Raw genomic sequence first — 17,885 nt, forward strand, 5'->3', positions numbered from 1 at the left:
CCACCCGGATGCGCTCCGACGCGCGTGAACTCAATCGGTGATCAAATCGTTACCGTGACGACCGCGCCAAGCTGTCATTGTTTGCTGAAAACGGTGATCAGCGGGTAACCAGTAGAATATCGGTGTGCTAATCACGCCATCTCGAAGGGTGGACGCTATGCGTCGGGGTGTTCGTTATCTATTTGTTATGGTCGCGATCACAGCTGTGGGCCTGGTGGCACCGGTCGGTCGCAGCACCGCGGCCGTGCCACAACCACAGCCCGCCCCCGAGGTCGCCTCGATTTTGCCCGCTAATGGCGCCTCGGTGGGCGTCGCCCATCCGGTCGTGGTGACCTTCGCCGCTCCGGTGGCCGATCGGGCCGCCGTCGAACGGTCGATCCACGTCACGTCGCCCAGCGGCACCCCCGGACACTTCGAATGGATCCACAGCACTGTCGTTCAGTGGGTGCCCGACCAGTATTGGCCGGCCCACACCCACGTGCAGGTCGGCGTGCAGGCCCTGTCGACGGGCTTCGACACCGGCGATTCGCTACTCGGTGTCGCCAGCATCTCCAAGCACACCTTCACCGTGAGCAGGAACGGGGAGGTGCTGCGCACCATGCCGGCGTCGATGGGCAAGCCCAGCCGGCCCACCCCGATCGGCAGCTTCACGGCACTGGAAAAGCAGCGCACCGTGGTGATGGACTCGCGGACCATCGGTATCCCGCTCAGCTCGCCCGAGGGCTACAAGATCACCGCCTCCTACGCGGTGCGAGTCACCTGGAGCGGCGTCTACGTGCACTCGGCACCGTGGTCGGTCGATTCCCAGGGCTACGCCAACGTCAGCCATGGCTGCATCAACCTCAGTCCCGACAACGCCGCCTGGTACTTCAACGAGGTGAACGTCGGCGACCCTATCCAGGTCGTGGCCTGAGCGCGACCGCCTCGTCGGCGGCGCGACCCGGGCTCCCCTACCGCCGGCACGGGCGCTGAAAGAAAGCGCGGGCTTTGCTGGGCGCCTACCCAATGCCGCAGCCGCGCCGTAGGTGCGCCGGCCCGATCGACGTGTTCCGTACCGTCGTGCCGGAGGCGAAAATCGTTGTGGACGACGGCATTCCGCGTCTGTCGGCGGCGTGGACAGACAAGAACGTCGCGGATCTGGGCTTGGTGTAGTCGCTGCCAAGCTAGCCGGGTAGCCCTTTCTTCACCGCGGCATCCTGCTTGCGACCGATGTCGAGAGCGACGGCCGGATCGACCGGCTCGTTGGGCGGGCTGTCGAATTCCAGGGTGACCAGTGCCTTGCCTTCGGTGAAGACCAAAACGGTCATCGCTTGGGAGTTGTCCGGTGAGGTCCCCGAGATCATCACCCCGTTCGCGCCGACAGCAAGCGGTTGCCAACTACCGCTCACCTTGCCGTTGTAACTGCTTTGGGTGGAGGCTAATTCGGCGACCGCCGCGGGCGGATCGGCGGCAATGACGATGGTGTCCCACAGCCGCCGGCTGCTGTCCGCGTTGGCGAACAGCTGGGCGACGCCGGGCGCATTGTTGGGGTTGAGCAGGGGAGACTGCGGTGCTGTGAGCCCGCCGCCGACGTCGTTCGGCTTGATCAGCAGGGAGCCGTAGTCCGACGGCTGGACCGACGGCGGGCCGGTGACCGAGCTCGAACCGGTCGAAGCGGGAGAACCCGGCGCCGGCGCCGATGAGGGTTTGCCGTCGCCGCCGCATCCGGTGCTCGCGGCGCCGACCACGGCGATGGCAGCGGCCCAGCCGGCGATGCCGATCCGATCAACTTGCACGCATGTCCTTCCACGTGTCATCGGTGTCCGGGCCTCCGCCGCGGCCCCCGACGCCGCCGGCGAAACACTGGTGTAAACCAGGGTCGCTACGAACATAGGCCCAGTCGACGCCCCCTGGGTAGCGGTTTGGCGCGCCTATGCTGGCGTGGACACGAGCATCCCCGCGCTGGAAGGAGATCGGTATGTCGGCTGCAGCGGCGCGCGCAGTGCGGTTCGACCATTACGGGGGGCGTGAGGTGTTGTACGTCGCGGACATCGAGGTGCCCTCCCCCGGGCCGGGCGAGGTCGTCGTCGAGGTGCGCGCCGCGGGGATAAATCCCGGCGAAGCCGGCATCCGGACCGGGGCGATGCACGAGATGTTCCCGGCGACCTTTCCCTCCGGCCAGGGCAGCGATCTGGCCGGCGTCGTCACCGCCGTGGCGCCCGGGGTCACCGAGTTTTCGGTCGACGACGAAGTCTTGGGCTTCAGCATGCGGCGGTCCAGCCACGCCACCCACACCGCGGTTCCCGTCGACCAGTTGATCCGCAAACCCGCCGAACTCAGTTGGGAGACGGCAGGTTCGCTGTACGTGGTCGGTGCGACCGCCTATGCTGCCGTGCGTGCCGTGGCGCCTCAAGCCGGTGAAACGATCGCCGTGTCGGCGGCCGCGGGCGGGGTGGGCAGCCTTGTCGTGCAGCTTCTGGCGTTGCGCGAGGCGCGAGTGCTCGGCATTGCGGGCCCGGGCAATGCCGGCTGGCTACGCGCGCATGGCGTCACCCCTATCGCCTACGGTGACGGGCTCGCCGAGCGGCTGCGTGACGCGGCACCGGACGGCATCGACGCATTCATCGACCTGTTCGGCCCTGACTACGTCCAGCTTGCCGTCGATCTCGGCGTGGCACCCGAGCGGATCGACACCATCATCTCGTTCCAGAAGGCGGGCGAGGTGGGCGCGAAGACCGAGGGCAGCATGGCAGCCTCGACACCCGAGGTGCTCGCCGAGATGGCCGACCTGATCGTTTCCGGCGCCATCGAATTCGACATCGCCGCGGCCTACCCGCTCGACCGGGTCGCCGACGCCTATGCCGAGCTCGAGCAGCGGCACACACACGGGAAAATCGTTCTGCTGCCGACCAACTCAGAATGAGGTGGCCGGCCCCACAACGCCGGCCTGCACGATCTTGATGATGACGAAAACGACGGCCACAACCAGGTAGCCCCGCAGGGTGAAGAGCCCCGCCCGGCGCATCGGTGACATCACTGGCCGATCGAGCAGCGCGAGGCTGGGGGTCTGCCAGCTCAACCGGTCCTGGCGCCGTACCGCCCGCCGCTCGGCACGCGTCAGCGACGAGGCGTCGTCGAGATCGTCGACCTCCCCCGGGTCGAGGCCGCCGCCGAGAGTGCGCACGATTGCTTCCGCCTCGGTCAGGTTCCGGTGTCGTCCGCCCATGATGATCATCACGGCACCGCCGACGACGCCGAGCACCGCACCGGTCGCGAGCCCGGCCTCGATGGTGGCGGTGGAGAGGCTGGGGAAGAAGGTGGCCGCCGTCAACGCCAGCGACAGCAGCACCAGGCACCACACGATGGTCCACGCAATGATGTTCTGCCGCACCGTATTCACCCACGGTCCCAGCACCGCCCGATCGTTGCACAGCAGCACCAAGAAGACGGTGGCCGAGGGCAGCAGCACACCGGCCAGTGCCTGGACTCCCTGGGTCACCAGGCCCAGGATGTGGTCGGGGCTGAAGGAGACCGCTGCCGACACCGCCAGCAGTATCGCGTAGCCGCCGTAGAACAGCGGGGCCTCGCGGATCTTCCAATGCAGCGAGTGGCGCTTACCCATGGCATCGCCCACCGCATAGGTGGTCGCCAGGCCGACGGCATTGGCGCCGATCAGCGATGCGTCCAGCAAGATGATCGCGAACAGCACGCCCACCGTGGGGCCAAGATGCGTCGACAACCCCGACGCGACCGCGCCCGCATCGGTGAAGTGGCTCGCATCGGCCGTGCCGGTCAACCCGAACGCCGCGACGGCCATCAGCGCCGTCGCGCCGACCATCACGACGACGATTCCAATGGCCAAATCCGCTCGGCCGTAGGGAATCCAGCGGGCCGTGATGCGCTTGTCCACCACATTGGACTGCTGAAAGAACAGCTGCCACGGCGCGACCGTAGTGCCCACGATCGCGACCACCAGCAGCAACACCGTCGAGTTGAGCCCACCGGGAAACTGCGGGATGAGCCCGGCCGCGGTGGCTTTCGGGGTCGGATGCACCAGCAAGACCATCGGGAAGATCAGCACATTCACCGCAATCAGGAGGAACATCAACCTCTCCCAACGGCGGAACGATCCGCCCGCCACCACGGCGAACAGCAGGACGGCCGCGGCGGGAACGGCGACGATCTTCGGGCAACCCAAAAACCCGAGAGCCAGTGAGACGCCGATGAATTCGGTGACGATGGTCAAGGCGTTCAGGATCAACAAGTCAGCGACGCTGAAGGCGCCCCAGAACTTGCCGAACCGCTCGAATATCAAGCGCGCGTGCCCAACCCGGGCCACTGCGCCTAGTCGCAGCACCATCTCCTGGTTCACGTACAGCACCGGAATCAGCAGTGCCAGCGTCCACAACAGGCCCATGCCGTAGTTCTGGCCGGCCTGCGCATAGGTCGCGACGCCACCGGCGTCGTTGTCGCCCACCATGACGATCAGTCCCGGTCCGGTGATGACCGCCAGTGTGCGCAGGCGCCGCCAACGCCCGCTGAAAGCCCCGTCCCCGTCGCGCCGGATGCGCCCGAACGCCCCGACGATGTCGCCGACGTGCGCGGAATCCAGCTCGGCCGCGCGTTGCTGCTCGGCCGCGCCTTCCGGCGCGGCAGCGGCCCGACCGGACACCGGGGTGCGGCGGTCGTAGATCGAAGTCATCGAATCCTCGCTATCTCGAGCGGTTTTCAGCCACTAGTGAGGCGGTTGCGGCGCTCAACGTGCCTGCGGCGGCGAGCGGAGCTGTGCCGCCCGCCGCCGAGGCAGCATTTCAACGGTGGCTGCCGTCGGGACCCGAAACGTGGCCGCCCAGCGACGCGGTGACCATCGCGACCGGCATCCTCGAGACGTACAGGTTGACGCGCTCCTGCGGGGTCAGGCTGGCGCGCAGGTGAAACCTGTTGGCCAGCAACCGGCCTGCACGCAGCATCGACCGGCCGCGCATCCCGGAGGCAGCGGAAAAACGGTGCATAACAACAAAAGCCATGATCTTCTCCTGACGGAGGTCCGGTCGGCGTCGGCAGGCGCGTCAGCCGCGAAACCAAGCGAGGTCAGGCGGTGCGAGAAATGCCGGAACCGGATCGGGACAAAACGGATTTCGGATAGGGACTATCGCCGGGACTCATCTCGCCCTCACCTCCTCACGGCCGGGACACACGCGGGTGTCACTACATTCACCTGAACGGGAGAGGCGGAAATGACCGACAATGCAGCGGCGGCCGCACCCCTCTCGTCGGAGCTTCGGCACTGCACGGCGTATCCAGACCCAGCCGATGGTCCGGAAGCCACTTGGGCTCAACCCTTAGTCCGGGAAGAGCTGTCCTGACCCGGGGCGTCTCTCGACGTTCGGGGTCAGTGGCCTGTATCCATGCAGACGCCTCACCTACCGAGGTGCTTGCGGGGTCCATAGTGGCACCGGGTCCGCAAGCTCGTCAAACCGCTTAACGGTTTCCTGACGGTTGCGCGCCCGGGCACCGCTCATGGGAGAAAGCCTAGGCTCAAACACATGACCACAACCTTGCAGGATTCCCGGGTCGCATCGACGCTCGACCGCATGTACGCCGAGTCGAAGAATCAGATGGCGCTGTTGCGTGAGCGGCGCGGCACCTTCGATCGGCCGATGACCACGCGGGAACGCACCGAGGCGATGAGCGAGTTCTACATTCCAGTGACACCGGAAGCCGGCCGGCTGCTGTATTCGCTGGTGCGAGCCACCCGCCCGGCCACCGTCGTGGAATTCGGGATGTCCTTCGGCATCTCCGCCCTGCATCTGGCCGCGGGGGTGCGCGACAACGGCGCCGGCCGGGTGGTGACCACCGAGCTCAGTGAGACCAAGATCGCGGCGGCGAAGAAGACATTCGCCGAGACGGGCCTGGACGATGTGATCACGATCCTGGAGGGCGACGCGCTGACCACGCTGGAAAGCCTGGACGGCGCAATCGATTTCCTGCTGCTCGACGGTTGGAAGGATCTGTATCTGCCCGTGATCGAGCTGCTGGAGCCTCGCCTGTCCACGGGTGCGCTGGTCATCGCCGACAACGCCAGCTCGGCCGACATGGCGCCCTATCTCGATCGCGTCCGCAACCAGGACAACGGCTACGTCAGCTTCAACTTCCAGGTCCGCGACAGCGACAGCATGGAGATCAGCTGCCGCGCAAGCGGTTAGGGCTACCTCAGCGATTCCTCGAGCCACGGCGTCAGCCACTTCACCCCTTCGGGGGTGAGGTGGACGCCGTCGCTGCGCACCTTGATGCCGTCGACCTTGGCGGTATAAACCCCGTCGGGGCACAGCTTCTTGTTCAGGTCGAGGATCGCGACGTTGGGATGATGGCTGACGGTCCTGCGCAGCATAGTGTTCCACAGGTTGACCCGGTCCGGCTGGTCCTCCGGATACAGCCGGCCGTCCGGCTTTTCGCCACCCCGGCTGTAGGGGACGGTCGCGACCACCACGTGCACACCGGTAGCGCCCACGATGGTCAGCGCCCGTTCGAGCTCGCCGTTGAGGTAGGCGTCGAAGGTCGGGTCGCCGATGTGAGTCCACTGGCCTTCGTTGACCCGGTCCACCGTCTCCCAGCGGCCGATGACCAGCAGCGCGACGTCCGGCTGATCCCGGCTGACCTGTGTCGACCAGCGAATCGGCCAGCCATCGCATTCGGACCGTTGCTCCAGGGTCTGGCCGATGTAGCGGTACGGCGTGCCACGCACCAGGCTGCATCCGATGACGGTGTGGTCGAGGAAGGCGAACCCGGGTGTCGGGGGCAGGTAGTGCATCCAAGTCCACCCGATCGAATCACCGAACACCGAGACGGTGAACGGCCGGTTGGCATCTCGGGGCCGGCTCGGGCCGGGCGGCGACGGCGAGACCGCCGCGACGGCCGAGACGCCGGGCGGCAGGCCGGCCTCACGCAGGCCGGGCCCGGTGCCCACCGGGATCACCAACAGCGTCACCGCGGCCGCGCTGGCCACGGTCGCGGCCGCCAGCGGCAGCAGCGGTACCCGCGCCGGTCGCCAGCGCCGAATGGGTTGTTCGAGCAGCCAATACGACGTTGCGGCCGCCAGTAGCGTGGCACCGCACCGCGCGGCGAACAAGGGCAGGCCGGACCATCCGGTGCGTTCGCCGTTGAGCGCCAAAAAGATTGGCCAATGCCACAAGTAGACGCCGTAGGAGATGGTTCCCAGCCACACCAGGGGTGGCAACGCAAGCGCGCGGGCGACGATTCCGCGCTGCTCCAGCGCGACGGGTGCGATCACGATCACCGCCGCGATCGCGACTCCGATCAGCAAGCCGTGGCGGAATTCGCCGCTGGCCCCGGTCGCGTAGTGGGTCGCCGCCGCCAGTCCCCCCATACCGAACAGCGGCAGGATCCGGGCGACCCGGCGGCCCCACCGGGTGCGGATCATGCACCAGCCGCGGTTCATCGACGGCCAGTCCCGCACCAGGAGCGCGGCCGACGCGGCGCCGACCAGCAACGCCTGCGCACGGGTGTCGGTGCCGAAGTAGATTCGGTCGCGAGTGCCATTGGACGCCAACGCGATGGCGAGCGCCGCCGAAGCCAGCGCGCCGAAGGTGGCTATCAGGAACGTCGCGAACCGCACACCGCCGACGGTGGCTCGGGACGAGCGGCGCCTCGCGCGCGCGGCGAGCAGCAGGGTCACGGCGATGAGCAGCACCGGCCAGACGAAGTAGTACTGCTCCTCCACCCCGAGTGACCAGGTGTGCTGCAGCGGCGAGGGCGGCGCGCCCTGGGTGAAGTAGTCGGTCTTCTGGGCGACGAACCGCCAGTTCGCCATCCACACGAAGGCCGCGATGGCGTCGTCGCGCAGGCCGGTCAGCGACCGGTCGGGCAAGAGCTGACGGGCGGCGGCCACGGTGAGCACCATGAGCACCAGTGCGGGCAAGAGCCGGCGCGCACGCCGGATCCAGAAGCCGGTCAACTCGATACGGCCGGTGCGCCCAAGCTCGTCCAGCAGCAGCGAGGTGATCAGGAACCCGCTGAGGACGAAAAACACGTCGACGCCGATGAAACCGCCACTGACGCCCGGGATCCCGCCGTGCCCGATGAGCACCAGCGCGACCGCGATCGCACGCAGCCCGTCGAGCGCCGGGATTCCGCTGGCCCGCTCGGGCCGATCCCAGATCGCCAGCCGGCCGACGCGACGCACGGGGGCCACCCACCGGGGGCGAGTGCGACGAGCCGGTGCGGGGTGAAACCCGCCCGGCTCTGTGCTTGCTGTCAGCGCGCCGTAACTACCATTTCGCCCGGCGCCATGGTTGATGCCGATACGTCGCTGCCCCTCCTGTTGATTTCAGCAAGCCAGCCTAGAGGCGGGCGCACGGGATCAGGTGGAGGACACGCGACGTGTTTTCCGCCGCGCTGCGTTCGGATTTCGGGTGGGCGCGTCAGCCCTTGCCGGGGGCGTAACCCAGGGTGCTCTTGACCTCCAGATACTCGTGGAAGCCGAACTCGCTCCATTCCCGACCGTTGCCGCTGTGCTTGTAGCCGCCGAACGGTGCGTTCATGTCGAATGCGTGATTGATGGTCACCCATCCCGCGCGGATCTTGCGGGCGATCTCGCGCGCCGTGTCGAGGTCGGCGCCCGAAACGTAGCCGGCGAGGCCGTATTGGGTGTCGTTGGCGATTTCGACGGCGTGGTCGAGGTCGTCGTAGCCGAGAATGCACAGCACCGGCCCGAAGATCTCCTCGCGCGCGATCGTCATGTCGTTGGTGACATGGGCGAAGACGGTGGGTTTGACGTAGTACCCCGTGTCGAGTCCCTCCGGCCGGCCCGGGCCCCCCGCGACCACGGTCGCGCCCTCGTCGATGCCCTGCTGAATAAGGCGCTGAACCTTCTCGAACTGTGCCCTCGACGCGACCGGACCGATGGCGGTCGCGTCGCCGCCGCCCACCTGGACTTGTTCGGCGACCTCACGCGCGATGTCAATGGCCTCGGCCATCCGGGAATTCGGGACCAGCATGCGCGAGGGGGCGTTACAGCTCTGTCCGGAATTGGGCATCATGTTGGCCACGCCGGCCTTGACGCCCTGGGCGAAGCCACTGTCGTCGAGGACGATGTTGGGGCTTTTGCCGCCGAGTTCCTGGGTCACTCGCTTCACGGTCGCGGCGGCATTCGTGGCCACATCGACACCGGCGCGGGTGGATCCGGTGAAGGACACCATGTCGATGTCGGGATGGCTCGCCAGGGCCACGCCGACCCCCGGGCCGTCGCCGTTGATCAGGTTGAACACCCCGGCCGGTACGCCGGCGGCATCCAGGATCTCGGCGAAGATGTACGGCGAATAGGGGGCCACCTCAGAGGGTTTCAGGATGACGGTGCAGCCGGTCGCCAGCGCCGGGTAGACCTTGACCGCGACCTGGTTGATCGGCCAGTTCCAGGGGGTGATCAACCCGCAGACACCGATCGGCTCCTTGGCGATCAGTGTCGCCCCTTTCTGTTCGGAGAATTCGAAGTTCTTCAGCGCGTCGATGGCCGTGGTCAGGTGACCGATCCCGAGGAAGACCTGCGGCCCGGCGGCCAGCGAGGGCGGCGCGCCGATTTCTTCGGTGACCGCCTCGGCGAGATCGTCGGCGCGCTTCTGGTATTCGGTGAGGATGGCCTGCAACAGGTCCAGGCGCTGTTCGCGGGTGCTCTGCGACCAGCTGGAGAAGGCCCGGCGGGCGGCATTGACCGCCACGTCGACGTCAGCCGCCGACCCCAGCGAGATTTTCCCGGAAACCTGCTCGGTTGCCGGGTTCTCCACGTCGAAAGCATTGGGCCGCAACGGGTCGACCCATTGTCCGTCGATGTAGAACTTCAGGTATTCGCGCATGACATCGGTCCTTTTCTTACTGTGGGCTTACTGAGTGCCTTCGGCGTACCAGGTGCGGAATCGGTCGTACTTCGGCATCTCTTCGGAATTGGCCTTCGGATCGATGCACACGTGCACTACACCGACTTTGCCACTGGCATAAGCGCGGGCGATCGCCGGGCCGATCTCGGATTCCTTCTCGACATACTCGCCGTGGCAACCGAAGCCCTCGGCAACCTTGTCCATCCGGACGTCCTTGCTCCAGTGCACACCGGGCTGCGGCGAGGGCTGGGAGAAGGTGCGCTTGTACACACCCACCTCCAAGCCCCATTGGTGGTCGACGCCCACCACGCACACCAGCGGAAGGTTCTGCCGCGCAGCGGTTTCCAATTCGGCGATGTGGAAGAGGAACGCCGAATCGCTGGTCAACAGCATCACCGGCCGCTTTCCACCCTCGGCGACAGAGGCTCCGACCGCATACGGCAGGCCGGTGCCGAGGTGGCCGAAGTTCTGGTTCCAGATCACGTCGCGCGGCTTGGACTGCGAGTAGGTCCATTGAAAGATCACGGTCGCACCGCCGTCGCGCACGAGGATGCCGTCGTCGAGTTCGTTGAACGCCTTGGTCGCCTCGACGACATAGCGCGCGGGATGAATCGGCGAACGCCCGGACGGTGCCGATTCAGCCATATCCGCAAGCTCTTTCGTGTCCTTGTCGATCAGGGCCTGCAGCGCGGGTGCGGGGTTGCGCGGGGAATCTTTGAGGGCGGAGACCAGTTGCGGCACGACACCGCGCAGATCGCCGACCAGCGCCACGTCGACCGGCCGGTTCACGCCGATGGCCGTCGGATCCTGCTCCACGAGCACCCATCTGCGGTTCGCGTCGTTGCCGGCCCAATGCTGCGTCCGGCCGTAGTGCATGGGCTCACCGAGTTCGGTACCCAGCGCGACGCACAGGTCGGATTCCTCGACCGCCTCGTTGGCGGCCGGCGAGAACAAGTATGGGAACGTCCGGTCCTGTAGTCCCGGGATGAACGAGGTGCCGCCGGAGGTCTGGATCACCGGGCAGGCCATCAACTGTGCCAGCTCCTTGACCTGCTGCTGGGTCCGGGAGGTGTGCACGCCGTGGCCGACCAGCAGCACCGGGCTTTTGGCCTGGCGGATCAGCTTCACGGCCTCGGCCAGCTCGCGGGTGCCGGCGCCCTGGTTGACCAGCCGGTAGGTCGACGGGCTCGGCGCGACGCCCACCTCGAGTTCCTCGAGGATGACGTGCGACGGGAACTCGACATAGGACGGTCCCGGGGTGCCGGACATCGACCTGCGGATGGCCTCGTGGATGATCTCGTCGGTCTGGTCGGCGTATTCGATCGAGCTGCTGTACTTGACCGACGCGGCGAAAAGCGGTTCCTGCTGGACGAATTGGATGCGCCCACGCCGGACCCGGCGCTCGGTGACCCGGGCCCGCTGCCCGCCGAGGAAGATCACCGGCGAGTTCTCCACCAGCGCGCACTGGATCGCACCGGCGATGTTGGCCATGCCCGGGCCGAGGGTGCCGATGCACAGGCCGGGCTTGCCCGTCATCCGCGACGCCGCCTCGGCCATGAATCCCGCGCTCAGCTCGTGATGCGGCGCGACCACCGACCACCCGCGGGCGTCGGCCTCGGCGAACATGTGCACGAAATTCGGGTCGGGTATGCCGAACAGCGTGTTCACGCCCTCCGCCTCGAACAGGTCGAGGATCCTCCGATAAACCGGCACGCCCATTTACAGTTCCTTTCCCTCGCGAGCGCCAATTTCGGCGAGTACTTCTTCGGTATCGGCGCCGAGTTCTGGCGCCGGCCCGGCGACGTGGCCCGGTGTCTGCGAGAACCAGGTGGGCACCCCCGGGAAGCGCACCGGCCCGTGCGGGCTGTCCACCGTCTCGAACATGCCGACGGCGTTGAGATGCGGATCGTCGAACAGAGCCTCCGGTGTGTTCAGCGGCGCCGCCGGAATCTCGAGGTCGCGCAGCAGCTGCAGCCACTCCGCGGTGGTCCGCTCCTTCATGGTCTCGGCCAGCAGTCCGTAGACGGTGTCGATCTCGCGGGCGCGTTGTTCCAGCGTCGCGTACAACTCGCTGGCCCACGGCGGCTGAACGGCTTTCATGAAGGCGTTCCAGTGCTTGTCGTTGTAGATCAGCGCGGCGATGTAGCCGTCGCTGGTCCGGTACGGGCGGCGGTTGGGCGCCACCGTTCGCGGATACACCGCCGGCCCGAGGGGCGGGTCGAACAGGGCGCCGTTGGCGTGTTCGACGAGCATGAACGAGGCCATGGTCTCGAACATGGCGACTTCGACCTCTTGGCCCTGGCCGGTGCGCTCACGATGGAACAACGCCATGGTCGTCGCGTACAGCGCGGTCAGCCCGGCGATCTTGTCGGCCATGATGGTGCCGACGTAATCGGCCTCGCCGGTCAATTGCCGTTGCACCGAGGGCAGGCCGCACTCGGCCTGGATCGTGTCGTCGTAGGCGGGGCGGTCGTGGTCGGGGCCGCGTCGCCCGTACCCGTAGCAATTGGTGTAGATGATTGCGGGATTGATCGCCGCGACCTCGTCATAACCGAAGCCGAGTTTGGTGATCGCCTTGGCGCGCATCGAGTGGATGAACACGTCGCCGGTCTCGACGAGACCGCGTAGCGCGCGCGCCCCGGCGTCGGTCTGCAGGTCCAGCACGACGCTGCGCTTGCCGCGGTTGACGTTGACGAACACCCCGCTCATGCCCGGTGCCGGGCCCACCGAGATGTAGCGGGTGTTATCCCCTTGTGGCGGTTCGACTTTGATGACGTCTGCACCCATGTCGGCCATGATCTGCGTGCAGTACGGCCCCATCACCATCGCGGTGAGGTCGATGACGCGCAGCCCCGCCATCGGGCCGGTCGGGCTAGCCATTGAGCGCCCCCTGGTCGGTCGAGCGGTGCGCGAGCTCGAAGCTGTAGCGGATGTGCCGGTCGTGCCCGTCGGGCACGACCGGGAAGATCAGCGGCGCCTCGACGTAGCGGATCGCGTCCAGATGGCCGCCGACGTCCTCGATCGTCCACGACGACCGGCACACGCCCGGGCTTTCCGCGATGACCGCCCGCGCCACGCGACCCGCCAGCGCGACGAAGAGTTCACCGGTCACCGAGCAGGATTCATGGGAAAGCCAACCGACCACGGGCGCAACGAGTTCCGCGCCCATCGGCGGGTAGGAGGAGGTGTCGATGCCGTCGGCCATTCGCGTCACCGCGGCCGGCACGATCACGTTGCACCGCACGCCCTCGGCGGCGCCCTCGAGCGCGGCGACGTTCGACAACCCGATCACGCCGGCCTTGGCCGCCGCGTAGTTGGCGACGTTGTGGTTGCCGTACAGGCCGCCGATCGACGACGTCAGCACGATGCGGCCGTAACCCGCCTCGCACATGACCGGAAACGCCGGCCGCACCACGTTGAACGCGCCGCGTAGGTGCACGTCGAGCACCGCGTCGAAGTCCTCGTAGCTCATCTCCTTGAGCGACGCGCGACGCACGTTGCCGGCGTTGTGGATCAGAACGTCGATGCCGCCGTAGTTTTCGAGTGCGGTCCCGATGATCGCCTCGCCGCCTGCGCGGGTCGCGACCGACGCGCTGCACGCCACGGCCTGGCCCCCGGCCGCCGTGATCTCAGCGACCACCTGCTCGGCCGGCCCGGCGTCGCTCCCGCCGCCGTCCAGGCGGCCGCCGGCATCGTTGACGACCACCTTCGCCCCCCGCGAGGCCAGGAGCAAGGCGTAGGAGCGGCCGAGCCCTCGGCCGCCCCCGGTGACGACCGCGACCCTGCCGTCGAACCTCAAGTCGCTCACGAAAGCTCAAGGCCTTCCAAGTCACCCTTGGCGCGCCACTCGGCGATCAGGTCACCGAAGGCGTAGAAACCCGGCGAGTAGAAATCGCCGAGGAACGCACCGTTGTCTTTGGCGCCACCCTGGCCTTCATTGTTGTAATAGCCAGGGGTGCAGGACATCTCGAATGCCGAGTTGTCGATCGCGAGCTCGGCAACCGTCCTGACCCAGCCGTCCTGGCCCTCCTGACTGGGTTCAACGACGGTGGCACCGCGCTTTTGCGCTTCGGCGATGATGTAGGCGATGTGTTCGGCCTGTTGCTCGAACATCGCGGTGGTATTCGCCGAGACGCCGCCCTGGATGAAGCCCGTGAAGAACTGGTTCGGGAATCCGCGGGTGGTCATGCCGTGCAGCGTCTGGTAGCGGTCGTGCCAGTAGTCGAACAGCGACAGCCCGTCTCGACCCTCGATGACGTCGACGGCGAAGCGTCGACTGATCTCCGTGGAGATCTCGAACCCGCTGGCGAATACGACGCAATCGACCTCGTACTCGACGCCGTTGGCGACGATGCCCTTCTCCGTCAGGCGTTCCACGCCCTTGGACTCCGACACGTCCACCAGCTTCACGTTAGGCAGGTTGAACGCCGGCAGGTAGGTCTCGCTCGAACACGGCCGCTTACACATGAAGCGGTAGTAAGGTTTGAGTGCCTCGGCGGTGTCGGGGTCGTCGACCAGCGCGGCCACGCGGCGGCGCAGCCGCTCCATGATCTTGTAATCCTCTCCCTCGCGGATCGCCATGATCTCCTCGATCCCCAGCGAGGCGGGATCCGGGCTGGCGGCAATCCGGGCGGTCATGTTGCGCCCCAATTCGGTCCAGAAGTCGCACACCAGATCCGGCTCGCCGAAGACCACCCCAACAAACGGTGACCAATTGTGGAAGTTACGTTTGCGCTCCTCCTGCCAACCGGGCTGCAGCGCCGCCGCCCAGGCCGGGTCGGTGGGTGTGTTGGCCCGCATGTCCACCGACGACGGGGTGCGCTGGAACACGAAGAGCTGCTTGGAATCCCGGCCGAGATGCGGCACCAGCTGGACGCCGGTAGCCCCCGTGCCGACGAGTGCGACCCGCTTGTCAGCCAGCTTATGCAGCCCGCCGTTGGCATCGCCACCTGTGTAGTCGTAGTCCCAACGGGCGGAATGGAATGCGTGGCCGCCGCCGTTTAGGTACTCCTTGATACCGGGGATGCCGGGCAGCTTTGGCTTGTTGTACGAGCCCTGCGCCATCACCACAAACCGTGCGCGAATGTCGTCGCCGCGGTTGGTGGTCAGCCGCCACCGCGTTATCTTCTCGTCCCAGCGCATGGTCTCGACCTGCGTAGAGAAGATCGCGCCATCGTAGAGGTCGAAGTGTTTACCCATGGCCTGGCAGTGCGCGAAGATTTCGGCCCCGTCGGCGAACTTCTTGCTCGGCAGGAAATTGAGCTCCTCGAGCATCGGGATGTAGCAGTAGGAGTCATTGTCGCACTGGATGCCTGGGAAGCGGTTCCAATACCACACTCCGCCGAAGTCTCCGGCCATATCGATGATCCGAACATCCTGTACGCCGGCCTTTTTCAGGTAGGCGCCGGACAACAATCCGGCGAACCCACCGCCGAGGACGGCCACCTCTAGGTCCTCGCTGATCGGCGCGCGGTCGGGGATCGGAGTGTACGGGTCTATCTCGTAGAAGTCCGCCAGGTCACCTTCGAGTTCGAGGTACTGCGCGCCGCCGTCGACGCGTAGGCGCTTGTCGCGCTCCTGGGCGTACTTGGCCCGCAGCGCGTCTATGTCGACGTCTTGCGCTACGTCGGTGGGCCCGCAGGGCTCGTCAGCGGTGGTCATGCGTCTCCTTCTGATAGTGCCGACCCGCGGCGCCCGGCGCCCGCGCCGCGCTTGCGATCGGCACTAAAGCTCCTGCGGTTCGCCGGTACCCATGTACTTCGACAGTTGATGATGGAGATTGACGGTGCTGCGCTCGCGGTACGGGTTGGGTTTGGTGCCCGGGAAGGCAAGAGACTTCATGCCCTGCTGCACGGCGGCCATGTTGGAGAAATCCTGCGGTAGGACCGAGCGCCACCGGGGGTCTCCGACCGGCGTGTACTCCCACTCCGTCTGCGGCTCTTGGCCTTTCGGGTACAGCTCGAAGACGGACACCTCGAAGATGCACTTGTCCGGGTTGTAGCTGGGATGCGGCCGCGCGCCGTAGCACAGCGCGCTGGTCAGACCCTGGCCGATCTGGAAGTTCGGGAAGATCTGCCATGCGGTGCCGGCCTGCCCGAGAATGTCGGCGGGGATCGTCGGCCAGATCACCCCGCGGGCCTCGTCGTCGCGGCGCGCCGACGCCAGCCAGTGCTCGAGCACCTTGTCGGCCGGTGTCCCCTCGGGCAATTCGTCGACCAGCCGCCTGGCGGCGTTCACCAACGTCTGGGTTGTGGTGGCGTTGGTCTCCTCCATCGTGTACACCTGCATCTCCGCGGTCGACAGCCGCGGATCGGCGCCGATGCCCAGGCGGATCTTGGACTTGGTGGCTTCCATGTCCTCGGGCGCGTCATAGCCGATATTGCTGTGCCTGCCTTGGGCTTTCGCCCAGCCCTTGAACTCACCGAACTTGTTGAACTCCGGATGGGTGGTGTAGACGTGGTAGGTCTCGTTGAAGGCCTCCAGCGCGACCTTCCAATTGCAGTCGAAGATGACCCATTTGCGCCACTTGTAGCGCATGTTCTCACACCCGAACGGGTCGAGGATCTTCGCGGCGGGAAACAGGAAGTCGGCCAGCGGCTCGCAGTCGGGGTCCATGTTGATCCACAGCCAGCCACCCCACGTGTCGACTCGGACGGGTCGAAGGTGGGTGTTGTCGGGGGTGAGAGCGCCCTGCCAGTCCGGTTGTTCGCGGATATGTGTGCACGCGCCGTCCAGGCCGTAGGTCCAGCCGTGAAAACCACAGACGAACGACTTTCGGGTTCGCGCGCAGGCGTTCTTGGCTCCTTCGGGTGTGTCGATCAGCCGGCGGCCGCGGTGCATGCAGACGTTGTGGTGGGCGTGAAACTCGTTGTCAGCGGTGCGCACCACGATGATCGAGTCGTCGAGGATGTCATAGGTAAGGTAACTGCCCACCTCGGGGAGCTCCTCGACGCGGCCGACCTGCTGCCAGACCTTGCGCCACAGCTTGTCGCGCTCGGCGCGGGCATAGTCCTCGGAGATGTAGGCCTCGACTCCGATCGTCATCGGCTGCGAGAGTTCTTCGGCCGCTTCGGGATTCGCGCCTTTCGCCGGGCGGGTCATCATAACCTCCTCATCGCCGCGCGGAAGGATTCGTCATGCAGGAACAGCGAGGTGTTGTCGGCGCCGAGGTGACTCCACTTGAGGCCCAGGCCGCCGTCGACGAGCAGCGTCTGGCCGGTGATATAGCTCGACAGCTTCGAGAGCAGGAAGAGGATGGCAGCGGCCTGCTCCTCGGGAAGCCCACGTCGGCCCATCGCGATCGCCTGGCGGTCGCGCTCGGGGTCCACGTCGACATAGGTGCGCGAAGCCGCCGTTTCGGTGACGCCGGGCGCCACCGCGTTGACCCGAATTCCGGCCTGCGCCAACTCGAGTGCCATCGTGCGGGTCATCGCGGTGATCGCGGCCTTGGCCGTTCCGTAGGCGATGTGAAACGGCGCGGTGTTCATGCCGCTGATCGAGGAGATCGACACGATCGATCCCTGCCGGTGCTGGGCGACGAGTTCACGCGCGACGGCCTGGCTCATGAAGAACGCGGTGTCGAGGTTGTCGGCGAAGATCTTGCGCCAGTCCCCACGCGTCACCCGGGTGGACGGCATCCAGGTCGACGGCTCGGCGCCGCCGGCGACGTTGACCAGGCCGTACAACCCGCCGTCGGCTTGTCGCGTGTGGTCGATCACCGTGGCGATACCCTCGTCGGTCGACGCGTCGGCCGCGACGGGCACCACGGCCAGTCCCTGCTGTGTCAGCGGGGCGATGTGTTCGTCGAGGTTTTCCTTGGATCGGCTTACCGCGATCACGGTGGCTCCCGCCCGGGCGGTCATGGCCGCAACGGTCGTGCCGATGCCGCCCCCGCCAGCGCCGGAAACCACCACGACGCGGCCGTCGAGACCTAGAAGGTTGACGTGATCCTGGTGATCGGCCATGACCTGCTTTCCCCGCCGCCACCGCGCCAGCGATCGCAACGAGCTCGAATTA

At 66.7% G+C, this 17,885-nt stretch carries 15 protein-coding genes and 1 riboswitch; of the genes, 4 read left to right on the plus strand and 11 right to left on the minus strand.

Annotated elements, in window-relative coordinates; genetic code table 11:
* Nucleotides 1–157 precede the first annotated feature (157 nt).
* Both AC5Y7E_RS00445 and AC5Y7E_RS00450 read left to right on the plus strand, forming a co-directional pair.
* Nucleotides 158–913 carry a L,D-transpeptidase gene (locus AC5Y7E_RS00445; RefSeq protein ID WP_499947115.1) on the plus strand — a complete coding sequence of 252 codons (756 nt, stop codon included), beginning with the start codon at nucleotides 158–160 and terminating at the stop codon, nucleotides 911–913.
* A gap of 92 nt (nucleotides 914–1,005) precedes the next feature.
* Complete coding sequence (locus tag AC5Y7E_RS00450) at nucleotides 1,006–1,152, plus strand: hypothetical protein (protein WP_499947116.1); 147 nt, start codon at nucleotides 1,006–1,008, stop codon at nucleotides 1,150–1,152.
* Nucleotides 1,153–1,163: 11 nt separating this feature from the next.
* Here AC5Y7E_RS00450 and AC5Y7E_RS00455 read toward each other — a convergent pair whose 3' ends face one another.
* Nucleotides 1,164–1,775 carry a hypothetical protein gene (locus AC5Y7E_RS00455; RefSeq protein WP_499947117.1) on the minus strand — a complete coding sequence of 204 codons (612 nt, stop codon included), beginning with the start codon at nucleotides 1,773–1,775 and terminating at the stop codon, nucleotides 1,164–1,166.
* 182 nt (nucleotides 1,776–1,957) lie between these two features.
* On the opposite strand from AC5Y7E_RS00455, the gene AC5Y7E_RS00460 reads away from it, so the two are divergent.
* On the plus strand, nucleotides 1,958–2,902 hold the full coding sequence (locus AC5Y7E_RS00460) for an NADP-dependent oxidoreductase (protein WP_499947118.1): 945 nt from the start codon (nucleotides 1,958–1,960) through the stop codon (nucleotides 2,900–2,902).
* On the opposite strand, the gene AC5Y7E_RS00465 is transcribed toward AC5Y7E_RS00460, so the two are convergent.
* Entirely contained in the window at nucleotides 2,894–4,681 is a 1,788-nt protein-coding gene (locus tag AC5Y7E_RS00465) for an NRAMP family divalent metal transporter (RefSeq protein ID WP_499947119.1), read from the minus strand. The genes AC5Y7E_RS00460 and AC5Y7E_RS00465 overlap by 9 nt on opposite strands.
* A 109-nt stretch (nucleotides 4,682–4,790) precedes the next feature.
* The gene (locus AC5Y7E_RS00470; protein ID WP_499947606.1) at nucleotides 4,791–5,006 is read right to left on the minus strand and encodes a hypothetical protein; all 216 of its coding nucleotides are present in this window, start codon (nucleotides 5,004–5,006) and stop codon (nucleotides 4,791–4,793) included.
* Between the two features lie 231 nt (nucleotides 5,007–5,237).
* A riboswitch (M-box (ykoK) riboswitch) is annotated at nucleotides 5,238–5,417 on the minus strand.
* A gap of 108 nt (nucleotides 5,418–5,525) precedes the next feature.
* Here AC5Y7E_RS00470 and AC5Y7E_RS00475 point away from each other — a divergent pair.
* Nucleotides 5,526–6,185 carry an O-methyltransferase gene (locus tag AC5Y7E_RS00475; protein WP_499947120.1) on the plus strand — a complete coding sequence of 220 codons (660 nt, stop codon included), beginning with the start codon at nucleotides 5,526–5,528 and terminating at the stop codon, nucleotides 6,183–6,185.
* 2 nt (nucleotides 6,186–6,187) lie between these two features.
* Here AC5Y7E_RS00475 and AC5Y7E_RS00480 read toward each other — a convergent pair whose 3' ends face one another.
* The 8 genes from AC5Y7E_RS00480 to AC5Y7E_RS00515 all read right to left on the minus strand — a co-directional run bounded on the left by AC5Y7E_RS00480 (nucleotide 6,188) and on the right by AC5Y7E_RS00515 (nucleotide 17,833).
* Complete coding sequence (locus tag AC5Y7E_RS00480) at nucleotides 6,188–8,182, minus strand: acyltransferase family protein (protein ID WP_499947121.1); 1,995 nt, start codon at nucleotides 8,180–8,182, stop codon at nucleotides 6,188–6,190.
* Between the two features lie 238 nt (nucleotides 8,183–8,420).
* Nucleotides 8,421–9,848: an aldehyde dehydrogenase family protein gene (locus AC5Y7E_RS00485; protein ID WP_499947122.1), complete on the minus strand. Its 1,428-nt coding sequence runs from the start codon at nucleotides 9,846–9,848 to the stop codon at nucleotides 8,421–8,423.
* Nucleotides 9,849–9,875: 27 nt separating this feature from the next.
* Complete coding sequence (locus AC5Y7E_RS00490) at nucleotides 9,876–11,588, minus strand: thiamine pyrophosphate-binding protein (RefSeq protein WP_499947123.1); 1,713 nt, start codon at nucleotides 11,586–11,588, stop codon at nucleotides 9,876–9,878.
* Nucleotides 11,589–12,728 carry a CaiB/BaiF CoA transferase family protein gene (locus tag AC5Y7E_RS00495; protein WP_499947508.1) on the minus strand — a complete coding sequence of 380 codons (1,140 nt, stop codon included), beginning with the start codon at nucleotides 12,726–12,728 and terminating at the stop codon, nucleotides 11,589–11,591.
* 13 nt (nucleotides 12,729–12,741) lie between these two features.
* A complete protein-coding gene (locus tag AC5Y7E_RS00500; RefSeq protein WP_499947124.1) occupies nucleotides 12,742–13,677 on the minus strand; it encodes an SDR family NAD(P)-dependent oxidoreductase in 936 nt (311 codons plus the stop codon).
* A complete protein-coding gene (locus AC5Y7E_RS00505; RefSeq protein ID WP_499947125.1) occupies nucleotides 13,674–15,530 on the minus strand; it encodes a flavin-containing monooxygenase in 1,857 nt (618 codons plus the stop codon). Before AC5Y7E_RS00505 ends, AC5Y7E_RS00500 begins: the two co-directional genes overlap by 4 nt.
* A gap of 63 nt (nucleotides 15,531–15,593) precedes the next feature.
* Nucleotides 15,594–16,970: an aromatic ring-hydroxylating oxygenase subunit alpha gene (locus tag AC5Y7E_RS00510; protein WP_499947126.1), complete on the minus strand. Its 1,377-nt coding sequence runs from the start codon at nucleotides 16,968–16,970 to the stop codon at nucleotides 15,594–15,596.
* A complete protein-coding gene (locus AC5Y7E_RS00515) occupies nucleotides 16,970–17,833 on the minus strand; it encodes an SDR family NAD(P)-dependent oxidoreductase (RefSeq protein ID WP_499947511.1) in 864 nt (287 codons plus the stop codon). The genes AC5Y7E_RS00510 and AC5Y7E_RS00515 overlap by 1 nt, the downstream gene beginning before the upstream one ends.
* Nucleotides 17,834–17,885 lie beyond the last annotated feature (52 nt).

The sequence above is a fragment of the Mycobacterium sp. NGS17 genome, assembly GCF_059813205.1.